Raw genomic sequence first — 21,206 nt, 5'->3', positions numbered from 1 at the left:
CCATCATGGACTTCGTCACGGCCCACGACGTGAATCTCGCGCAGTTGGGCGCCACGCTCGACGATGAACGGGAACTCCTGGAGCATAAGCGCCGTTACCTCGACGCGACCTTGTCGGTGCGCCTGCTGCATTCGGCGATGACGGATGCCCGCCGGTCGGTGGACGTCATCGCCCGTCTCGCGCCCGCTTCGCGGGAGCTCCCCGAGTGGTGCGGCTTCATCGCGCGCGCGACCGCTGCGTTGTTCACGTTCGCGCGCCGGCCGGAGCGCGCGCAGTGGCGCCTGCTCGACATCGACCGCACGCTGAGCGAGGAGGTGAGGCGCGAGTCCTTGGAGGCTTCGAGCTGGCTCACCGGTTTCTGGCTGGCGTGGGCGAGCCGGGACGCGTGCTCGCTGGCCTTGCTGACCCAGGTGCCGGCGACGCTGATCGTGGAGGACGAGGCCTTCGAGCGCCCGCTCGTGCAGGCGCTGCAGGGTGCGATGACGGGCTCCCCGGCCACCGGGGAGCGTCTCGTCGAGGCGCTGGAGTTGGCCGACCCGGAGCGCGTGCGACGCACCGACCGCGACTGGCTGCTCGACATCTTCGTTCCGGTCTTCGGATGCCTGACTCCGCTCATCGACCGTGACGAAGGGCGTTTCACCGCGGCGCTGGTGAAGCTGCTCGAGCTGCGGCGCGACTATTTTTCGGGTGGCCGGGCGCGGGGCATGGATAGCGTGCAGCATCTGTCGGAGGAGGGGACCGGTCTCGTCGCCTGGGCAAAGGCGCTGGGGTTCGACGTGCCGGTCTCCTCGCCTTACCTGCCGCAGGCGCTGCTCGACCTCGATCTCCCGGAGGTCGTCGCCTGCGCAATGTGCGCGACGCCCAGCGGCGACGGCGAGCGCGAGTGTCATGCCTGCGGCCACCTGGCCGCCGACGACGAGTTGCGCTTCGAATTCGACGAATGGCTGGCGCTGGACCGCGACGCCTGCCGCCAGTGCGCACACCGTTATCCCCTGCTCGCCGGGACGTGCCCCGTGTGCCTTGCCGCGCGCTAGGGGGGGCCGGGATCGGGCCGCGGCCTACTTGAGATCGAAGGGGGTGATCTCGATCTTGGAAGCGACGCTTTTCTCCTTGAGGATCGTGCGCGGGGCGTCGACGATGTCGACCGGGATCTGCACCTTCTCGTAATGGATTTCCGCGGCTTTGCCGCTCAGGTCCTTGCCGGTGCTCAGTGCCGCGCGCAGCTCCTTCGCCGCCTGCTGCGATTCCTTCGATGACGTGGGCCGGCTCATGTCCTCGAGGATCGCCTCGAAGTACGCCAGGCTTCCCTGCTGCACATACTTGCCCTTGTACCACTTGCCGCCCAGCGGACTCGCGCCGCCCTTGGCTTCGATGACGAGGTAGTGGACCTTGCCCTTGGCGTCGGTCCATTTATCGACGCGGTCGAAGTCGCCCGAGCGCGAGCCTTCGCCGCCGTAGACCTTGGTCGGCCGCGCGTCGGCCAGCCACGCGCGCTGTTTCGCCCAGGCGTCGGCGGCCTGCTCGCCGAGCTTCTGACTGGCGTCACGCACCGCCTGGTCCCACCGTCGGGCGGCGGCGTCGTTGTTCTTCGCCAGCGCGTCAGTGCGTTCGCGGCGGGCGCGGTCGCGGGCGGCGATCAGCTTGTCGATCGATGCCCGCTGGCCCGGCGTGAGCAGGAGATCGCTCTCGGCGCGCTTGCCGCTGGTCCTGAACGACAGCTCCTCGGTCTTGCCGGGCTTTGCCGGCTCGTCGTACTTCTCGACGGTGCGCGGCACGCGGTTCGGGTTGTCCGCGCGCTTGGCCTTGGTGTACATGGCGTCGATCTCGGCCTTCGTCAGGTTCGCGTTGGGGTGCGCCTTTTCGAAGGCCGAGTTGAATTCGCTCAGCGTTCCCTGGCTCCATGCCGTATCGATGCTGAAACCGTCGATCGTCTTCTTCGCGTATAGGGTCGCTGGCTCGCTGAGGATGTCCGGCAGATTGGCTTCGCCGAGCTTGCGCGGCTTGATCTGCGCGAGTTCGAGCTGCTTCGCGCGCAGGTTGCTGATGTCTTCGTAGGCGCGGATCAGTTCGTCGGCCGACAGCGGGTCGTTCGACTGCTGCAGCCGTTCGGCGATGCGTTTCTTGGCGTCGATCTCGATCTGGATCGCGGCTTTGGTCGCCGCGAGCTTTTCCTTGGGCGTGAGCTCGGCCCACGGTTTGCCGGGGTCGAGCTGGGCGAAGAGCTTCTTCATGCGCGGGTCGAGCGACTGCGCGGCGTGCACGCCTTCCTCGTACACCGCGCCGGGAGAGGCGTCCTCGGAGACGAGGATCTTGGTGACCTTGCCGTTCTCGATGACGACCTTGGCGGTTCGCTTGCTGCCGGCCGGCCCGATCTGGTCGGCGCTGACGATCTCTACCGGCGGCGCGACGTCGCCGGGCTTCACCGGCCCCATGCCGGCTTCGACCGCGGATTTCAGGTCGGCGTGGTGCTGGCTGCGGGCCTGGTCGGCCATGCGCTTGACGTCGGCCTCGGGCAGCCCCGCCTGTTTCGCGGTTTCGGTGGCCGCGGCGATGCGCGTGGCGAGCGTCGGCTTTTCGACCGGCACCGGCGCCGGATGCGGCTCGCCCGGCGGCGGGGCGCCGAGGTCGGCTTCCAGGGCCTTGAGCGCCTGCACTTGCGGGTCGTTGGCGCCCTTGGATTTTTCCAGCCGCTCGCGCGCGGCCTTGACTTCGGCGTGCGCGATCGGCAGCTGGCTGGGTTCGAGCCACGCCTTGACCGCTTCGCTGACTTCGCGCGTCGTCTTCGGCGCCCAGCGCGACGGGCTGCCCCATTTGCGCACGTTCTTGGCGAGGCCGCCGACCACCTTGTCCTGGACGAAGGCGGCCAGCGCGTCGACGACGTCGACGGCGAAGTAGGCCTGGGCGCGCGCGCCGGCGAAGTGGTTGACGTGCATCGCGTCGAAGATCCAGCTCACCAGCGCGAGCACTGTGCCGAGCGGCGAGCCGCCGCCTTTCGCCATGATCTTGCCGATGATGCCGGAGAGGAGCCGGCCGATCGGCCCGAGGAGGGCGAGCGCCTCGAGCAGCAGCGAGATGGCGACCGCCTGCGCGACCGCTTCGGCCAGCACCTTGGGCTCGAAGTACTGCAGCACGACGTCCTTGAGATCGTGCTCGCGGTAAGCGACGTAGAGGGTTGCGCCGACGCGGAACACCGGCGAGTCGTTGCGCGCGAGCCCTTCGCTCATCGAGCGTTCGAGCGACGCGATGATGTGCCCGGCCGACAGCTGGCTGCTGTCGAAGCGCTTGCGCAGATCTTCGATGCGCGCGCGGGCGGTGTCGACGGTGACGTTGGTCGGTGCCGCGGTGAGGCCGTAGCGCGCCTGGCTGCGGCCTTCGGCGCCTTCGATGCCGTGCTCGCGGATCGCCTTTTCGCCGAGCGGGGCGCCGCGGGCCGATTTCGGATGGTGCGTCTGCGCGAGCAGCGCGCCCGCCTGCGCCGAAGCGCCGCTGTACTCGGCGAGCGGGGCGGCCATCGTCTTCTGCTCGGCGACCTTGTAGCTGTCGTCGAGGATGCTTTCGTAATAGACGAGGTAGTGCCAGCCTTCGGCGGCCGTCGGATCGCGCAGGAAGAGGTAGGTCGCGGCGGGCGGGGCGAGCTGCATCGCGCGCGCAGCGGACAGCACCGGCACGCCGGCCTGCTGCATCGCCCACAAGGCACGGAAGGCCGCGGCCGACACGCCGATGCCCTGTTCGAGCGCGATCTGGCGATCCTCCGCGTGGGTTTCGATGGCGCCGTATTCGGGGACGAATTCGTGCACGAATTCGTAGTCGGGCACGAGGCCGGCGCCGGTGAAATCGCGCAGGCGCGGCGCGCCGAGCGGTCCCCACAGATTGGGCAGCGCCAGCATCGCGTAGTTGGAGTAGCCGACCGGCTTCAGCAGCTGGTTCGCCATCCAGCCTTCGAAGCCGAGCTGCATCAGGCCCTGCGAGGCGCTGCGCCAGCCGCGCATGGCGTCGTTGATGGTCGGGTCGTTGGCGATGGCGCGTGAGGGCAGGAAGGTGAACCAGCTGTCGAAGACCTTGATGAAGTCCTCGAGCGTTTGCGGCGGCGTCGCCGGGACGATCTTGCTGCGCGTGGTCTCGAGGTCCTTGAACACTTCGTCGGCGCGATTGGCGAGCGCGACCGACCATTTTTCGGCGGCTTCGTCGGCGGTGCGCGGGAAGGCTTCTTCCGGCGCGACTTCGATGGCCATTCCGCCCGGCATCGTCGCTGCGAGGAGGTCGGATTTGGCCCCCAGGGCCTGCTGGGTGGCGGCTTCGGTTTTCTCGGTCTCGCGCATTCCTGCGAGGCGGCCGGACAGCGGGCCGAGCTGCCGTTCGAGCGGCGTGGGCGATGACGGGTCGAGCGGCGTTCCGACCAGCGCCTGGTCCTTCATCGCCTGGTCGAGGAGCAGCGCGTGGCGCGCCGTGCGGTTGATTTCGTCGCCGACCGCGCGCCGCTTCGCGAGGTTGGCAGTGGCGGTTGCGGCCGGGTCGTCGTGCAGGTCGGCGAGCCGCTGGCGCAGCTCGACGAGGTGCATCAGCGTATCGTGCAGTTCGAACCACAGCAGCGACGCGACCGAGCCGAAGCGCACAGCCGTGCCGGCGACCGCGTCGATCAGCTCGCCGAAGCGCTCCTGCGCCTGGAGGTCGTCGGGGGCGGCGAGGTAGCGCGCGATGGTCAGGGTCCAGCTGCCGAGGAAGGACTCGGTGCCGACCGAGGGCAAGCCGGATTCGAGCTCGCTGGGCAGGCCGGACACGGCAGCGATCAGGCGCGGCGCGGTGACGAGGTCCCACGGCGGGCTGATGACATCCGGCAGATTCGCAGCGCGCGCCTGGAAAGCCGCCAGTTCGCTGGCGTCGCCGATGTGCAGTGTGGCCTGCTCGACGAGCTTGGCGACGAAGTCGTTCACCGTCAGGCGCTGGTCCGCCATCGCGTCGATCAGCACGTCGCGCACCCATCCGGCGTAGCGGCGCTCCTTCTGCTGCTGCGGGTCGGGCGGCGTGTCCGGGTCGCGCGCGATGCGCTTGTCGCCGCTGCGGCGTTGCTGCTGCACGTGTTCCAGTTCGTGCGCGAGCAGCGCGCGGCCGGCAGGCGTGTCGGGGGCGAAGCGGCCGGCGGCGAAGTAGACGTCATCGCCGAACGTGAAGGCGCGCGCCTGCAAGGCTTGCGCTCGCTGTGCCGCGGCGGCGTCGGTGTGCAGGCGCACGTCGTCCGGTAGCGCGGGCAGCGAGCCGGGGATGGCGCGTTCGCCGGCGGCACGGGCGGCGGTTTCCTCGGCGGCGATTTCGGTTGTCGTCGCGCGCGCAGGCGGCTGGGTGGAGCGGACGGCGCGCTGTGTCGCCATGTTGTCGCCGCCCCGCTGTTCCGGGACCGGCGCGGCAGATGGTGGCGGCCGGCGTGCGTGCGGAGAGCGGTCGCGTGGTGCGAAGCGGGACAGGTGCGTCATCGTTGCTTCCCCCCGGCGCTCACAGTCGCCGGTGTCCGTTCGCGTCGAACACCGCCGAGATCGCATCGTCGTCGATGATCACCGCGTACCCGGGGGGCAGCGCGAGCGCGGACAACACGACCGGTCGCCGCGCGAGGAGGGTGAAGGCGCGCAGCGCGTCGAACGCGTCCGCGTCCTGCGGCGATCCCGGTCGCTCGGGCGACGAGACCGTCCAGCCGCTGTCGTCGCCGCCGCCGGGCGGGGAGCGCAAGAGCTGCAGCGTGTGCGACTCCAGCGCCCCGCGGGCGACCACGACGAACTGCTCGAAGCCCGTGTCCACCGGCGTTGCGCCGACGCGGCGCACGAGCGCGGCTTGCCCGGCGAGCACGTCGAGGGTCGTGTCTGCGCCCGGATGCTGGTCGTGCAGCGGATCGCCGGCGAAGTCCGGCTCGCACACGACGAGGCCGTCGCCGTCGTCGCGCAGGGTCAGGATCGACCAGCCGAAGCGGACCGTCATGCCGGCGCGCAGCGGGTCGTCATCGGCGATGCGGGCGAGCGTCGCGAGGAGGTCTTCGGCCAGCGGCTGGCGCGACGGCGCGCAGGCGAGCGCGACGCGACGTCCGCCGATCGTGCGTGACACCGTGGTCGTCGTCATGGGCCGACTCCTCGCCGCGCCAGCATTTCATTGATCCTGGCCTGCAGCGTCTCGCGCAGTTTGGCCTCGGCCTGCGCCATCGCAGCGAGTTGCTCCTTGGTGTAGTGCTCCAGGCCTTGCGGCCATGCGGCGAACGGACGCGTGTTGCGCGAGCGGTTGGCCGCTGCCTTCATGGCTTTCAGGTTGCCGAGCTCATTGGCCAAGGCAAGCTGCTCGTCGGGGAGGAGCCGGAGGAAGCCATCCATGTCGATCATTTCGCGCAGCGGGACCACGTGATCGACCCACATGTCCGACGTGGCGAGGGGCGCGTTGCTGATCTCGTCGATGGTCTTGCCTTCGGCGTTGCGGGCGCGGGCGATGATCTGATCGCGCACGTCCGTGGGCGAGCGGGCGCGCAGCTGCGCGTAAACCCCTTCAGCGGTTTCGCGGCGCGCCTTGTCCGCGGCCTTGAGCAGGTTCGGGATCTCGATCTGGGTCGTCTTCGCCAGCTCGCGCGCCCGATCCGCGCGCGCGGCCTGGACGTCGGCCAGCGTCAGGCTGGCGGGGTCACGCTCGCCGAAAACGGCCGCCAGGGTTTCGCGCTCGGAGGGACTGAGGTTGCCGACGCGCATCGGCGGCTGCTGCGTTTCCAGCTTGCGCAGGAGGTCGTATTCCTCGCGGATGGAGACGACTTTTTCCTGCGCCTCGACGACCCGCGCCTGCGCCGATTCGAGCTTCTGCAGTTTCTGCAGCTGCTCGGGATTCGGCGGTTTGGCGCCGGGGATAGGGGTTCCGCACAAGGTCTTGCGGCTGAACCGGCACCACGTGCCGTCGGGGCGCCGGCGCCAGACGTGCTGGTTGCCGAGGTCGACCTCGTCGACGTAGCCCGCGACGGTGCTGGGCTGCGGTTGGCTGGCGGCGACGACGTCGATTTCGGCCTGCCGCTCGGCCGCGGTCAGGGCTCGGCCGTCGGACTTGCCGGCACTCTTCGCGAGGACCGCTTCCTGTTCCTTGCCGACGACCGTCCCGGGCGGGTGGCGGGCGACGCCGCGGAAGTCGGCATAAAGCTGTTCGCGCAGCACGCGCGCCTGGTCCTGCGTCAGGTGCGCTTCGAGCTTGTCGGCGAGTTCGTTCATCGCCTTCAGGTCGCCGCGCAGCGCCGCTTCGCGCGCGGCTTTCAGTGTCGGCTCGACTCCCGCCTGCCTGAGCGTGCTCTCCAATCCCTGCATCGCGATCGCGTTGCGCAGCAACGAGGCGCCGTGCCCGAGCGTGACCAGCGCGGCACCGGCGAGCGCGCCGCCGCCGAGGCCGGCGAGTCCGCCGACGAGCGCCGCCTGGCCGACCTGCGCGAGGCCGTTGACGATCCCGCGCCGCCACGTGCGGGCATCGGTCATCGCGCCGAAGGCTTCGCTGATGCTGCCTGAGAAAGCGCCATCGAGCGCGCCCTCGACGGCGCTGGCGGCGACCTTGCGGGCGAATTTCTGCGTCGCCTGTTCGGTCACTTCGCCGGCCAGGCGTGCGGCGTTGCGGGTCAGCGCGTGGCCGCCGAAACCAAGCAACTCGCTGCCGCGCGACGCGAGCTGGCCGCCGACGACGGCGAGCGCCGCGTCTACCGCGCCGAGCAGCGCGTCGCGCGCGCCCTCGTCGCTCAGGGCCTTGTAGTAGTCACCGCCGAACATCTCGCGCGTCACAACGCGGCTGCCCGCGCCGGCCGCGGCGGCGACGGCGATGACGGCGGGCGTCGCGACGCCCCCTGTGGCGGCGACGATGACGATGCCCGCAACGGTGGCCGCTACCATGCCGGCCATCTCGCCGATCATGTTGCCGGTATCGACGAACTCCTGCGTGCGCGACTCGAAGCGCAGGTGCAGCGCGACCAGCGTCGAGTAGTCGATCATCGACAGCGCTTTCCGGTCGCGCACGCGCAGCCACAGCGCCTCGAACTCGCGCGCGGCGGCGTCCATCGTTTCGTCGGTCTCGGTGAAGTGCTGGACGACGCCGCGACCGAGCGCGAGGCGCGCGAGCTGCTGCTCGTACATGATCGCCGCCGCCTGGTAGCGCCCCTCATCGGTCGCCAGCTCTGCGGCCGTGGGTTCGGCGCCGAGCACCGCGATGAGCACCGCGGTGAAACCGCTGCGGCTGAAGATGCCGGCGGTGGTCTGGGAGGCGCGCACTTCGCCTTCGAGCTTGCGGTAGGCCTGCAGCGCGTCGTCCTGCGCCTTCGTCGGCGGGCCGACCGGCGGCTGGCGCGTCAGGAAGTAGCCGAGCCGCAGCTGCGCACGCTGTGTCTCGCCGATGTCTTCGAACGCGGCGCGGATCAGCTCGACGTCGCCGCTGTAGGCGAGGATCGCGGCCAGCGGCAGATGCTGCGGGTCGGCCAGGATCTTGCGCATGACCTTGCCCGGCTCGCCGGCGGCGTCGGCGCGTGCGAACACGCTTGCGGCGCCGACGTGCTGGGTCGCTTCCTCCTCGAACTTCTTCTTCCACGCCGGGTTCTGCGCGATCTTGAAGACGGCCTGGAAAAACTCGCCCCAGCGCGCGCCGTTGAGGGCGGCATGGGCCTGCGCGTAGACCTCGTCGTAACGGTCGGCGGCGATGGCGTCCTTCACCCGCGCCTGCTCGCTGCCCTTCAGGCCGGCGATCACCCCCTGCACCGGGCCGTTGTCGAGCACCTTCTGGCGGAAAGCGATGTTCGCGAGGTGCTGGCGATGTTCGCGCTCCTGCGCTTCGGTGCCCGGCGCGAGATCGACCGGGGGTGCGTGCAGCGTCTTGATGATCAGGGCGATCGCGTCGGCGTCTCCGGCGGACAGGAGGATGCGCTGGCGGGCGGCGTCGATAGCGAACTTCTCGGCGTCCTTCGGATCCACGAACTCGGCGAGGCGCGCCACGTCGCCGCCGAAGCCTTCGGCGCCGCGCGCCTCGGCGAGCATCGCCATGAAGGTGTGAGGTGGCAGCACGCCGGTCTCGCTGCGCTGGAAGTCGAGCAGCTTGTCGAGCTCTTTGAGCTCCTCGATCCGCGCTTCGGCCTTCTTGCGTTCCTCGGCGGACAGCCCCGGCGTCTTGAGCTTGAGCTGCAGCGTGCGGCGCTCGCGGAACAGCACGACGACGCGGTCCACGACCGCCTGCACGCCGGCGGGGTCGTCCTTGCGCCGCTCGGTGGCGAGCTGCAGGCGCGCGATCAGGGCCTGCACTTCGCCGCCCTGGACCAGCTCCTGCAAGCGTTTCAGGCGCAGGTCGGGGAACACGTCGTCCAGGACGAGCGCGCGCAGCTTCTGCTCGCGCGCCGTCCACAGGCGCTTGCGATCGGCCGGCGACAGCTGCAGCAGGGCGGTGAACAGCGGATCCTCGTCGTCGCTGACGATGCCCTGCGCGCGCAGCACGAAATGGTCGACCGCCTCGTAGCGGTCGTCCGGCTTGATCAGCAGCCGCGCCTCGTATTCCTCGGGCGGGTCCATCTTCTTGTAGACGGTGTCGAGACGCGCGACATCGCACAGGGCTTCGCGCCGCTCGGCCATCGGCGTCGAGCAGATGACCTCGATCTGCGCCTGCTCGACCACGCGGTATCCCTCGTCGTACAAGGCGAGGCGTTCGAGCAGCGGGATCGCCGGCCACAACAGGCTCAGGCCCTTGTTGGCGCTGGCAGCGGCGGCGCGTCCGCTGGTGCGCAGCGACTGCGCGAGCAGCGGCGCTGCCAGGCCGGCGCCCGGCACGAGCGGGCCGAGGAGCGGCAGGGCGGTCGCCGCGGCACGCTTCCAGGCCGCCGCCTGCACCGGCGAAATCAGCCAGCGCTCGAGGAGAACCTTGTTCTCGTCATGGACGACGCGGCGGATCGCCTTGAGTTCGGGAACCGTGCGCTTGTCGAGGCCGCCGGTGACGGCGTCGAAGTCGCCGCGCCCGACTGCATCCACGACGGGCTTCGTGACGCTGCTGTCGGCGAGGCCGGGCGAGGGCTGGCAGCTGGGCGCGGGCGGGTTTTCCGGCAGCGCCTCCTTGCAATGCTCGGTCTTGCGACGCACCTGGTCGGGGCCCGTCTGCAGGGTGTGGGCGAGTTCATGCGCGAGCAGGTGACGGCCATTGTCCGACGCGGGCGCGAAGCGGCCGGCGCCGAAATAGATGTCGGCTCCGCGCGTGAAAGCCTGGGCGCCGATCGTGCGGGCGGCGTGCGCGGCGACGGAGTTGTCGTGCACGCGGACGTGGCGAAGGTCGGTGGCGAAGAAACGTTCGAAGGGACGTCGCTCGGCCGGCGTCATCGCCTCGCCGCGGCTGCCGTCGAGGCCGGGGAGCGCACGCGTCGCGACGGGCGCCGGGCCGGCGCCGTCCGCCTTCCGTGCCAGCGTGTGGTTGTTGTCGGGCACGCAGCCGGCACACGCGCGGGCGAGGGGGCGGGTGGTCGCGAACGCGTCGGCCTGGCGGTCCGCCTCGCGCTCGTCGGCGTCGCCGGGCTGGCTGAGCGTGAGCCGGGCGCGAATGCCGAGTTCATGGAGAACGTCCTGGTTGCCGGCCGGCTGAGGCGTCTGCGGCACGGGCGGCACGACGGCCTGGGAGGCGGGGCGCGAGCGCGGCGTCGGCACGGGCGTGCGGCGGGGCGGGGCCGCTTCGAAGTCCCGCGCCTTCATCGCATCCGCTCTCCGGCGGGAGATGGTTCGGCGAGCCCGTCGCTGCCCGCGCTTTCTGCGAGCAGCGGGAAGTACTCGCGGAACTCGGCGACGGTGGACACGCGGCCGCGCTTCGCGTTCTGCCTGGACACCGCGCGCAGCAGATCGGGCATGGCGATGGCACGGTCTGCGCGCGCCGCCTGGTAGGCCGCGTCGAGGACGATGTTGCGGATGTCGCCGCCGGCGAGGGTGAACTGGCGGGCGAGAAAGGCGAAATCGACGTCGGCGGCGAGCGGCGCCTGCGGCGGGAGCATGCGGCGCCACAGCGCTTCGCGGCTTGCGACGTCGGGCATCGGGAACTCGACGACGAACTGCATGCGGCGCGAAAAGGCCTCGTCGATGTTCTTCGCGAGGTTGGTGGCGAGGATCACGATGCCGTCGTGGTCCTCCATCTTCTGCAGCAGATAGGCGGTTTCGATGTTGGCGTAGCGGTCGTGCGCGTCCTTGACTTCGGAGCGCTTGCCGAGCAGCGCGTCGGCCTCGTCGATGAACAGCACGGCATTGGCGCGGCGCGCGGCGGCGAAGGCGCGGTCGAGGTTCTTCTCGGTTTCGCCGATGTATTTCGACGTCACCTGCGCGAGCTCGATGCGCTGCAGGTCGAGCTCGAGCGTGCGCGCGATGATGCCGGCGGCCATCGTTTTGCCGGTGCCCGACGGTCCGGCGAAGAGCGCCTTGACGCCTCGGGCGGCGCCGAGGCGCGCGGCGAAGCCCCAGTCGTCGAGGACGCGCCCGCGCAACTCGATGGCGGCGACGAGGTCGTGCAGGCGCGCGCGGACTTCGCCCGGCACCATCAGGTCGCCCCACTCGAACGGCGTGGGGACGGTGCTGGTCGTGCCGGCGCCGGGGTCGACCGAAGCGGCGCGCGCGGCCGCGAACAGCTGCCGCGGCGACGCCGCCGCTGCGCCGGCGAGGAGCGCGGCCTGGGCTGCGGTGGTGGCGGCGCTGCGGATGCGCTCGGCGCCGAGGACGAAGCGGTCCGCGAGCGCATCGACGGGTGCTGCTTCGCCGTGCACGCCGAGGGCGCTGCGCCAGAGGCGGCGGCGGGCTCGGGCGTCCGGTTCGGGGAGCCTGATTTCGAGCGCGTGCGCTTCGCCCAGCGCCGGGTGCCAGCGGCTGCCGTCGGACGCGGCGAGGATCAGCGTGGGCGAGCGCTGCGCCAGTCCGCGCAACTGCGCCGCGATGGTCTCGATGCTTCGGCCGTCGGCGTCGAGCAGCGCGTCGAGCGGCGATGCGACGATGGCGACGCCGAGCACTTTTTGCATCAGTTCGGCGGCAGAGATGGCATCGGCGGGCGACGGTGCGGCGGCGAGCGCGGCGAGGTCGAGGACCAGCGCCGGGCAGGCGGCGCGGGCGAAGACGGACTGTGCCGCGAGGGCCGCGTCGGCGGCGGCAGGGGCGGTGACGACGAGCAGCGGCAGCGCCGCGCCGTCGTCGAGCAGGCGCTGCGCGTGCGCTAGTTCGTCGGGCAACTCGACGGCCCAGGCGGCGTCCGGGTCCTGCGGCCGGACCACGTCGGCCAGGCGTTCGTCGACCCACGGCAGGCCTTGCAGCCAGCCGGCGAGCGCCGGCGCGACGCGCAGCGCGCGGCGCGCGCGAGCGAGCTCACGCTGGCCGCCGACGACTTCGATCGCACCGCAGGCGAGCAGCGGTGCTTGCGGCGCCAACAGGCCTTTCAGCGCAACCGCGTGGGCCGGGTCGGCGGCCAGCAGCCGTGCCGCGAGTTCCGCGGTCGGTAGCCGCCGCGTCACGTCGTTGTTGAGATAGGCGTACAAGGTTTCGTACTTGCCGTCGAGTTCGGGCGCGAGGCAGACGAGCAGCAGGTCCCGTTCGTCGTCGCTCAGGCCGAGTGCAGCGGTGACGTGCGACCAGGGCGACAGCGGTGCAGCGACGCGGCGCGCGTCACCCGCCGGATCGTCGGGCATATCGACGTCGATGGCAGCCTTGCCGCACAGCAGGGCGTCGACCTGTTCGTCGCTGATGTAGAGGCCGCGGAATTCGTCGAGCGACAGCTCGTAGCGCGCCCGCAGACGCGCGATCGCGCGCGCGACCCGGGCGTCGAGGCGGACGAGTTCGGGAGCGAGCGCGGCGAGGGATTCGGTGATCATGTAAATGCCATCGTCACGGTGGATCGCCGTCCCATTGCCTGTCCTTCACCGGTCGGTCTCGATCCGCAGCGCGCGCCCGTCCGGCAGCACCGTGGTGCCGCGGTTGATGCCGGCGAGCGTCAGCAGCACGTCGAGCGGGGCACGGCCGAGGCGCACGCCGATGCACGCGTCGTCCAGCGTGACATGCGCGCTCATCGACAGGCATTGGCTGCGCAGATAGGCCGGGCTCGATTCGCGGCAGCCGGGAAGGCGCGACGCGAATTCGCGCAGCAGGTTCAGGGCGACGATGGCGAGAAGGTCGTCGAGGTCGTCGAGGTCGTCGAGTGCGCCGTGCGATGCTGCCGGGCCGTGGGCTTGCCACCACGCGATTGCGGCGGCGAGATCGTCCGGCGCCTCGGACGAAGGCTCGCCGGTGGAGACGAGCACCGCATCCGCGGGCAGCGCGGCGGCAACCGCTGCCGCCGCCTGCGCCGGCCGGAAGAGGCCGACGATGCTGCCGCGGTCCGCCTCGATCAACGCCACGCGGCGGCGACGGCCGGCGCCGAGCGGCGTCGTCGCGAACGCCGAGGCGCGCGGAGGTGCGAGCGGCAGCCGCAGCACGTGCCGCAGCCACCCGGCGGCGGGCGCCGGATGGGGGTCGCCGAAGATGCGGCGCAGCAGCGGATCCTCGGTGAGCAGCGCATGCGCATCGCCGAGCAGCGCCCGCGCCGCGACTGCGAGCACGAGACTGTGGGCCAGGTCGCCGGCGTGTTCGCCGCTCGCGTCGCGCCCGGCGTCCTGCCAGCGTTGCCACCAGCCGAGGCGCGCCAGCAGCGCGACGAGCAGCCACGTGCCGCCCCACGCGCTGCGTTCGGCGTCGGCCGTCGCGACGTCTGGCGGAGACGGCGCGGCGCGGCGCAAGGTGTCGAGCAGCTCGTCGACGTCGGCCTCGCTCCACGCCGCCAGCGCATCCGGCGCGATGCCCGTGGCTGCGCAGCAGCGGGCGAGCGCGACGCGGGGCGACGCGTCGGCGGTGAGGTGGGTGGCGAGCGCGCCGCTGGCCGCTGCTGTGTGCAAGGCGGCGAGGGCCTGCAGCGCATCCACGGCGCGGGCGCCGATGCTTGCTGGCTCCTCGCGGGCGAGTGCGACGAGGGCCGCGAGCACGCGATGCGCAGCGCCGGGCACGCGCTCGGCCAGCGGCGCGGCGAGCGCGCGGCGCAGGCCGGCGAGCGGTGGCGCGAGGCCGCCGTCGGCGCGACCGAGTGCGGACATCAGGCGCCGCGCATCCGCGGGTGTCAGCGTCTGCAGCACGCGCTGCGCGGCGGCGTCGGTCAGCCGTGCGAGCGCCGCCCATGCGGCCGCACCCTCGCCGCCGAGCACCGTGCGCAGCGCCGACGAGCGCGGCAACAGGCGCAGTCCCTCGAACTCGTCGAACCACCAGCACCGCTCGGCGTCGCCGTCGGCGAGCGCGATGGCGAAGCTGGCGACGAACTCGGCGCGGTCGGCGAAGCGGCGGACGCCGGCAGCGTCGGCCTGCGCCGTCAGCGCGTGCACGAAGTCGCGGGCGCAGGCGCGTGCAAGCTGCTCGTCGTCCCACGCGGCGTTCAGCGCGCAGTCGAAGTCGAGGCGGTCGATGAAGACGACGCTTTCGTCGGCGACATCGGGCAGGCCCGCGGCGATCGCCTCCCCCAGCTTGCGCGCCGCGACTTCGCGCAGGCGGGCGAGCAGCGCGTCGGCGCGCGCCGGTGCGGCGCTGGCGACGACCGACAGGTGCAGGCGGTCGATGATGCAGGTCGTCGGCATTTTCACGGCGCGCCGATCGCGATGAAGCTGAACGCGGTGTCCTGTGGCAACGGTGCCGCTGCATCGACGACGTCGCGCACGCGTACGGCGAAGCCGGCCGCGGTGATGCCCCCCAGCGTCAGGACGTTGTCGTCGTTGAGCGAGTCGATCGGCGTGGCGACGACGATGGGCACGCCGCTGAAGGCAGGTGCGAAGCCCACCGTGTAGTCGCCCGAGCCGACGCCGTTGCGGGCGGCGACGAAGCCGCTGCCGGTGAAGCTGCCGTTCGCCTCGATCCGCCCGAACACCATGCGCATCGCCGCGCCGGCGCCCACCGCGAAGAGGTCGGGCACGGCGCCGAAGAGGATGTTGCCCTTGACTTCGAGCTTCTCGGCGTTCGGCACCAGGCCGATGCCGACGAGGCCGTCGGGCTCGCCCCCGGGGCTCGGGTTCATGACGATGTGGCGGTCGGCGGGGCCGCCCGGGTGCGTGCTGCGCAGGTACAGGTGGCTGGTGTTCGACTGCACGTCGACCGCGCTGCCGTCGGTGCGCAGTTCGAGCACGCGCGAGCCGGGCGCGCCGGTGACGTTCTCGACGCGCACGCGATTGCCCTGCACGTGCAGCCGCGCCGCCGGCTGCAGCGTGCCGATGCCGACGTTGCCGCCCTGCTGCAGGTACAGGCGGCCGTCGGCGACGTCGGTTTCGGCGAAGTTGAGCGCCTTGCCGGCCGCATCCTTGTGCAGATTGAGGTGCCACTTGCCCGCGCCGCCGCTGTCCTCGAAGCTCACCAGTTCGTCGAAATCGGCTGCGGCGCCCGGCTGGGCGCGCACCGCGAGCGGATTGCGCGGCGCGTCGGCGCCGATGCCGACGCGGTGGTCCGGCGTGAGGAGGACGACGTTGCGCCAAGTGCCCGGCCCGGTGCGGTGGGCGAGGCGCAGCGCCCCGGCCGGCGCGGCGGCGAGCTGGGCGATCCAGGTCTCGCCGCCCACGCCGCCGTCGAAGCGCAGCGTCGCCTGCGCGCCCGACAGGCGCAGCGCGCCGTCCTCGTTGCCGGCCCAGTCGCCCTTGACTTCGAGCGCCGCAGCAGGGGTCGCCGTGTTCACGCCGACGCGGCCCTCGGCGGCGTTGGCCGCGGCGCCGCTGACGACGACGAGCCGCGGCGCGAGCGTGCCGGCCGCTTCGACGGGGCCGACGACCAGCCGGTTGTCGATCTGGCTGGTGTCGCCGATCGCGACGCGCAGCTCGCGCTTGCCGTCGCCGCCCGCGTCGTCGCCGAAGCGCGCGATGTACAGCGGCGTCTTGCGCTCCTCGCCGTCGCCGTCGCGAAAATGCAGCTTGCCGCCGTTGAGCTTGGCGTCGCCGCCGACGCGCAGGTTGCCTTCGACCCACACCAGGTCGTCCTGCAGCGCGAGCGCCTTGGCGGGGTCGCCGAGCAGCCGCGCGTAGCGGTGCAGCGCGTTCGGGTCCTCGCCGCGCGCGTGCAGCACGATCACGCGCCCGGCCGATTCGATGCGTTCGGCGACGACGCCGGCATAACGGCGCAAGCCCGCGATGCGCCCGCCCACTTCGTCGGCGGCGACGAGGTCGCGTTTGGCGAAGTAACCGAGCGCGTTGTCGCGTGCGATCCAGCGCACGAAGCCGAGCGGGACGAGCCAGCGTGGCGGCTTGCCCGCGGGAAAGCTCTGGTGGGGCACCGAGGTGTCCCACAGTTTCGCCGCCGTCGGGTCGAACTGCGTCAGCGCGTCGAGCGCGTCCACGGTCGCGGTGCCGATCGTAATCGGCGAGCGCTGCTGCGCGGGGGGCTGCTGGCCGACGACGAAGCGGAAGGTTTCGCCGATGCGCGCGCTCTGGTCGTCGGTTGCGCAGGTCTCGAAACCGGGCTGCGGATTGCCGGTCGCGATCTCGTCGTAGGCGATCCAAACCGGCACGAGCCGCCCCGGGCCGTTGTTCGGGTCGTCGAGCGCGGGGCTGAACGGAATCTGCGCGAACAGCGTTTCCGGCAGGCGCGTCGGCCGCGACACGGCGATCGGGCGACCGAAGCCGTCCCAGCCGAACCCCGGCTGCAGCGTCACGTCGACGCGGTTGGGCGCGCCCGGCGCGGCGCGCTCGCCCAGCGTCAGGCCCACGGCGATGCCCCAGGTATGCGCGCCGAGCGCATGGCGCGCGTCGCCGATGCGCTGCGCGTCGACGATCGCGGTCAGGTCGTCGGCGCCGAGGTATTGGCCTTCGAAGAAGCGGGGTCGTTGGTCCTGGGCGCCCATGGCGTGCTCCTGGGGGTGGCTCGGGAATGGCGCGCGCGCCGGCTGCGAGCGCCGCGGTTATCGCTTGCTCAGCTCGTTGATCTGCTTCTGCTGCGCGGCGACGAGGCGCTCCAGCTCGGCGAGCTTGCGCGACAGGTCGCCGACCTCGGGGGGCGCCCCCGCGAGCGGGGCCAGCGCGGAGGCGTCCGAGGCGCGAGCGAGCAGCGCGGCCCACAGCGGGTGCTGCGTCGAGGCGGCGCCTTCGCTGCGTAGCGACGCGTAGTCCTTGAGCATGAAGTCCAGCAGATGGTCGGCGCCGAGCGCGTCGGCGAGCGGGTCGCCGCCCGTTTCCGCGGCCGCTCCGGCCGCCCCCCTCGGCCCTGCCATCCTCGCCATCCGCGCCATGCGCGGCGCGGCCGCGGCCTGCTGGCCGGAGAAGGCGACGCCGATCATCAGCATCAGCAGGCGGTAGACGCTGCGCTCGCGCTCGTCGCCGCAGCACAGGTCGGCAATCCACTTGCGCAGCCGCTGCCACGGCAGCCATGACAGCCAGTACATCACCGTGCGCCAGGTGACGAGGATCTTGCGCGCCTCCCAGTTGCATATCTCGACCACGCGGCAGGTGTCGCCGCCGACGGTGACGACGGCGAGCGGCACGCAGTTGTCGGGCGCAGGCGGCGGGCACGCCGGTAGCAGCGCGGAGCAGAAACACTCGGAGAGGATGTCGAGCCAGGTGCTGTCGAGCGCGAGGACGTGGCCCTTGAGCTGCTGCACCTGGTTCTTGGTGAGCGCCCTCGGTTGGCCGACGCGGTGCACGAAGTCGCGCGCGTCGTCGTACTGGCGCTGCACGCGGGACACGAAGGTGCAGCGGTGCAGCGAAAAGTCGGCGGCGAATTCCTGCAGCGCGGCGGCGTAGTCCGTGTACACGGAAAGCGAGGCGGTGACGTCGAGCGCCTGGCCTTCGCGGATCGCCGCGCGCAGCTCCATCGCGCGTGTGACGCAGCACAGCAGCCGTTCGAGCAGTGGGCCGAAGCGCGCGCGGTTGGCGTACAGCCACGCCCAGATCAGCTCGCCCGAGCGGCCGCCGGCAGGGTCGGGCATCTTCGCGGGCTTCGGCGCGGGGTAGGCGACGAAGCGGTAGCCTTCGCAGACCTGCGTCGGCTCGCATTGCGGCGCGTAGGTCTTGCGCCGGGGCGGCGGCGTCGCTGCCGTCTTGGGCGCGCAGCTGCAGTCGCCGCTTTGGCCCGTCGCGGTCCCGTTGCAGCCGGCGCAGCCGCAGCTCCCCGAGCCGCCGCAGGCGCAACGCGTGCCGCAGGGGGTGTCGCTCATGCCCAGCTGGGCGGTGATGCCGCGCACCGGCCGCTCGTCGTAGCAGATCGCCAGCACCCACTCGCGCGCCTTGCCGCTGCAGTCCTGCGGCGGCGTGTCGTAGGGCGGGTCGCACACCGGCTGGCGCGTCGGGGCGCAGGTGTTGATCAGCGCGCAGATGTCGACGGACTGGTCGGCGCAGACGACGATGTCGTCGCCGCAGGGCGAGACGGCGTAGCCGGTGCGCACGATCACATGCCCGGGCGCGCAGGGGTCGCAGCCGACCTCGAGGCCGCAGGCCACGCCCCAGCCGTGCAGGTAGCGGTTGTGCAGGCGGTTCTTGTCGATCACGTACTGCTCGAGGCGGTTGAGATCGTCGTCGGTCAGTAGTTGGCCGGGGAAGAAACGCGGCCGGCACAGGCATTTGAGCCCGCCGCAGGCCGGGCAGCGCGGCGTGCAGTCCTCGGCGCAGGGGTCGGGGCGCTGGCGCGCCGGCGCCCACGGGTCGGCCGCGTCGAGACGCTGCGTGGCGTCGTACAGGAAGTCGTGCGACATGACGAATCTCCGGACGAAAAGTGGGACCGGACGTGGCGAGAATTAGCCGCGCCTGGCGACCTCGAACCAGCTGAGGAAGGTGCCGCCCTCGATGCAGTCGCCGCTCCTGCGGCCGCCCGATACCCACGGCGGCAGGTGGTTGGCGTCGATGCCGCGCTGCCACTTGGCGTCGCGGAGGAGGTCGCCGTGCAGGCGGACGCGGTAGGTGTTGCCGGGGACGAGCGGCGGCTCGGGGTGGAAGCGCAGCGTGTTGGGCACGCCGTGGATCTCCTCGCCGCCTTCGCACGGCTTGTCGAGCCGCAGCCGCTCGTACTTGCCCCTCAGCTGGCACCAGCAGTCGAGCTGCCGCTCGCGCTCGTCGGGCGCACCGTGGCGGGTCTCGACGACGAAGGACTGCTCGAGCATCGTCTGCTTCAGGTCGGTCGGCTCGAGGTCGCCGTCGAAGGCGATCTCGATGAACGGGATGTCCTGTTCGGCGACGACGTCGGCGTGCTTCCAGTTGATGCGGCAGATGTGCACGAGCTCGCCGTCGCAGCACTTGGGCAGCGTCAGCGTGAGCACCTGGTTGGCGAGCGTCAGCGAGGGCGGGGTCGAGCAGTCGCCGACCTCCAGCGCGACGTCGATGACGCCCGGGCCGCCGTCCTGCCCATCCTGACCGTCCGCGCCGTCCTGGCCGTCGGCGCCATCCTTTCCGGGCGGCCCCGGCGGGCCGGCCGGGCCGGGCACGCCGCCCTTCACCTGCAGGCATTCCAGCCACGCCTGCAGCGTCGCCGTGGTCGCCAGCAGCCGTCGCCCGGCGAGGTTGTCGATGCGGGCGATGGCCTGGGCGATGTCGTCGGCGGCGGCCGGCAGATCCAGCAGCGACATGTCGGGCATGTAGTTGGCGAGGGTGGCGAGCACGACGCAGTCGGCGACGTCGCAGCCGGCGCAGCCGTCGATCTGGTGCACGAGGTGATCCGCGCAGTCGCTGTCGGCGAGCGTCGTGACGTCGAGCGTCGCGAGCTGGCCGTTGGCGAGGATCAGCACGATGTGGCGGACGCCAGGCCCGAGCGCGCGCGGCGCCGCGACGAGCGGTGGGTTGCCGCTCGCGAGCGGGGCGAGGTCGAGCGACTGCACGCGGGCGTGCCCGGCGTCCTCCTCGTAGACGGTGAGCCACGGCGCGGCAGCGCCGCCGCTGGCGGCGAGGAAACGCGGCGTGTGTGCGACGTCGATCGTGGCCTTGAGCGTGCCGGCCCCCTGGTCGACGACATACACGCGCTTTTCGCTGCCGCTCGCGATGCCGACCATGCCGCTCGTTCCGAGCACGAACGGCGCCAGCGCGACCGGTTTCGCGCTTGCCGGCACTCCGCCGAGCGGCGCGACGCCGGGCGTCGTCAGGTTGACGGCCTGCACCTTGCCCGCCGGGTCGACGACGTACGCGAAGCTGCCGTCCGTGTTGGCGGCGAGCACGCCGCTGCCGGCGGGGGTCGCGATCGGTGCACCGTCGTCGGCGTCGGCGATGCCGTGCGTCGCGTCCGCGGCAAAGCGGAAGAGCTTGCCGCTGCCTTGGTCGAGCACGAGCAGCGCGCTCGCCGCGGCCGCGCTCGCCGCCGCGAAGAGCACGCTCGCCGCCGTGGTTCCGGGGATCGTGCGCGTGGCGCCGGCGACGACGGTCGCCACCTCGGCGCCGTCGGCGAGCGCGTAGACATGCACTTCGCATTCCGGCCCGGCCTTCGGCGCGGTGACGACGAAGAAGCGCGCGCCGTCGCCCGCGAGCGCGATCGCCTTGGCCGCGGCCGGCAAGGCGACGCTGATCAGGCTGCGATGCGCGGGGTCGAGGACGAAGGCGCGCGTGGCGTTGCCCGGGTCGACGACGGCGAGCTTGCCCGCGGCCGTCGCCCCCATCGCGCCGACCGCGCCGTGCAGGTCGGTGGCGACGAAGGCCGCGAGCGCCGCCGCGGCGCCGGGGTTCGCGGACAGCGGCGGATCGACCAGCACGTCGAAGGCAAACGACTCGAGGATGCGGTTCGGCGCGCACTGCGTGTCGTCGCAGCCGCACTCGTCGTACAGCACCGGCACGTCCTCGGTCGGGCAGTCGCGGTAGCAGATCGCCAGCTGCAGCGTATGCAGCTTGCCGTCGCCGGCGATCTTCTGCACCGCCGGATGTTGCGCGACGTCGACGATCTTGCGCTGCGGCACGAGGATCTCGTGACCGCAGCAGTCGATCGCCGTGCCCGGCTCGACGATCACGTAGCGCTTGCGGCATTCGGGCGAGGGGTGCTGGTGCACCGCGAGCCCGCAAACCACCCCCCAGCCGTGCAGGCGCACGTTGTGGTGGCGCATCTTCTCGGCGTGGTACTGCGACTCGGTGACGAATTCGCCCGCGCCCATCATCTTCCCGGTGAAGAAATGGTTGCGCACGAAAGGCTCGAACTCGCACTGCGGACAGCCCAACGGGCCGGATAGTGGTTCCGGGTGCGCGTGGTTGTGATGAGCCATGGTCGGGTCCTCTCCAGAGAGTG

At 71.7% G+C, this 21,206-nt stretch carries 9 protein-coding genes; 1 reads left to right on the top strand and 8 read right to left on the bottom strand.

Going from position 1 to position 21,206, the window contains the following annotated elements:
* Window positions 1-5 precede the first annotated feature (5 nt).
* Window positions 6-1,034 carry an immunity 49 family protein gene (locus ROZ37_RS13305; protein WP_312660001.1) on the top strand — a complete coding sequence of 343 codons (1,029 nt, stop codon included), beginning with the start codon at window positions 6-8 and terminating at the stop codon, window positions 1,032-1,034.
* 24 nt (window positions 1,035-1,058) lie between these two features.
* Here ROZ37_RS13305 and ROZ37_RS13300 read toward each other — a convergent pair whose 3' ends face one another.
* From ROZ37_RS13300 to ROZ37_RS13265, 8 genes are all read right to left on the bottom strand, one after another.
* Window positions 1,059-5,366: a DUF4157 domain-containing protein gene (locus ROZ37_RS13300; protein WP_312660000.1), complete on the bottom strand. Its 4,308-nt coding sequence runs from the start codon at window positions 5,364-5,366 to the stop codon at window positions 1,059-1,061.
* Window positions 5,367-5,487: 121 nt separating this feature from the next.
* On the bottom strand, window positions 5,488-6,102 hold the full coding sequence (locus ROZ37_RS13295) for a hypothetical protein (protein ID WP_312659999.1): 615 nt from the start codon (window positions 6,100-6,102) through the stop codon (window positions 5,488-5,490).
* The gene (locus ROZ37_RS13290; protein ID WP_312659997.1) at window positions 6,099-10,697 is read right to left on the bottom strand and encodes a DUF4157 domain-containing protein; all 4,599 of its coding nucleotides are present in this window, start codon (window positions 10,695-10,697) and stop codon (window positions 6,099-6,101) included. Before ROZ37_RS13290 ends, ROZ37_RS13295 begins: the two co-directional genes overlap by 4 nt.
* Complete coding sequence (locus tag ROZ37_RS13285) at window positions 10,694-12,841, bottom strand: ATP-binding protein (protein WP_312659996.1); 2,148 nt, start codon at window positions 12,839-12,841, stop codon at window positions 10,694-10,696. Before ROZ37_RS13285 ends, ROZ37_RS13290 begins: the two co-directional genes overlap by 4 nt.
* 45 nt (window positions 12,842-12,886) lie before the next feature.
* On the bottom strand, window positions 12,887-14,629 hold the full coding sequence (locus ROZ37_RS13280; protein WP_312659994.1) for a hypothetical protein: 1,743 nt from the start codon (window positions 14,627-14,629) through the stop codon (window positions 12,887-12,889).
* Entirely contained in the window at window positions 14,626-16,863 is a 2,238-nt protein-coding gene (locus tag ROZ37_RS13275) for a hypothetical protein (protein WP_312659992.1), read from the bottom strand. Before ROZ37_RS13275 ends, ROZ37_RS13280 begins: the two co-directional genes overlap by 4 nt.
* A 57-nt stretch (window positions 16,864-16,920) precedes the next feature.
* A complete protein-coding gene (locus tag ROZ37_RS13270) occupies window positions 16,921-18,705 on the bottom strand; it encodes a hypothetical protein (RefSeq protein WP_312659991.1) in 1,785 nt (594 codons plus the stop codon).
* Window positions 18,706-18,747: 42 nt separating this feature from the next.
* A complete protein-coding gene (locus ROZ37_RS13265) occupies window positions 18,748-21,183 on the bottom strand; it encodes a hypothetical protein (RefSeq protein ID WP_312659990.1) in 2,436 nt (811 codons plus the stop codon).
* Window positions 21,184-21,206: the final 23 nt, after the last annotated feature.

It is taken from the genome of Aromatoleum sp. (genome assembly GCF_032027225.1).
In the GTDB taxonomy this organism is placed as follows: domain Bacteria; phylum Pseudomonadota; class Gammaproteobacteria; order Burkholderiales; family Rhodocyclaceae; genus Aromatoleum.
The sequence above is the reverse complement of the archived record's forward strand: the minus strand, read 5'-3'. Positions and strand labels throughout refer to the sequence as shown.

What these genes read in the sequence shown, in the direction of transcription:
- ROZ37_RS13305 (WP_312660001.1), top strand. Translation starts at nt 6, where the DNA reads ATGGACTTCGTCACGGCCCACGACGTGAATCTCGCGCAGTTGGGCGCC.
- ROZ37_RS13300 (WP_312660000.1), bottom strand. Translation starts at nt 5,366, where the DNA reads ATGGCGACACAGCGCGCCGTCCGCTCCACCCAGCCGCCTGCGCGCGCG.
- ROZ37_RS13295 (WP_312659999.1), bottom strand. Translation starts at nt 6,102, where the DNA reads ATGACGACGACCACGGTGTCACGCACGATCGGCGGACGTCGCGTCGCG.
- ROZ37_RS13290 (WP_312659997.1), bottom strand. Translation starts at nt 10,697, where the DNA reads ATGAAGGCGCGGGACTTCGAAGCGGCCCCGCCCCGCCGCACGCCCGTG.
- ROZ37_RS13285 (WP_312659996.1), bottom strand. Translation starts at nt 12,841, where the DNA reads ATGATCACCGAATCCCTCGCCGCGCTCGCTCCCGAACTCGTCCGCCTC.
- ROZ37_RS13275 (WP_312659992.1), bottom strand. Translation starts at nt 16,863, where the DNA reads ATGGGCGCCCAGGACCAACGACCCCGCTTCTTCGAAGGCCAATACCTC.
- ROZ37_RS13270 (WP_312659991.1), bottom strand. Translation starts at nt 18,705, where the DNA reads ATGTCGCACGACTTCCTGTACGACGCCACGCAGCGTCTCGACGCGGCC.
- ROZ37_RS13265 (WP_312659990.1), bottom strand. Translation starts at nt 21,183, where the DNA reads ATGGCTCATCACAACCACGCGCACCCGGAACCACTATCCGGCCCGTTG.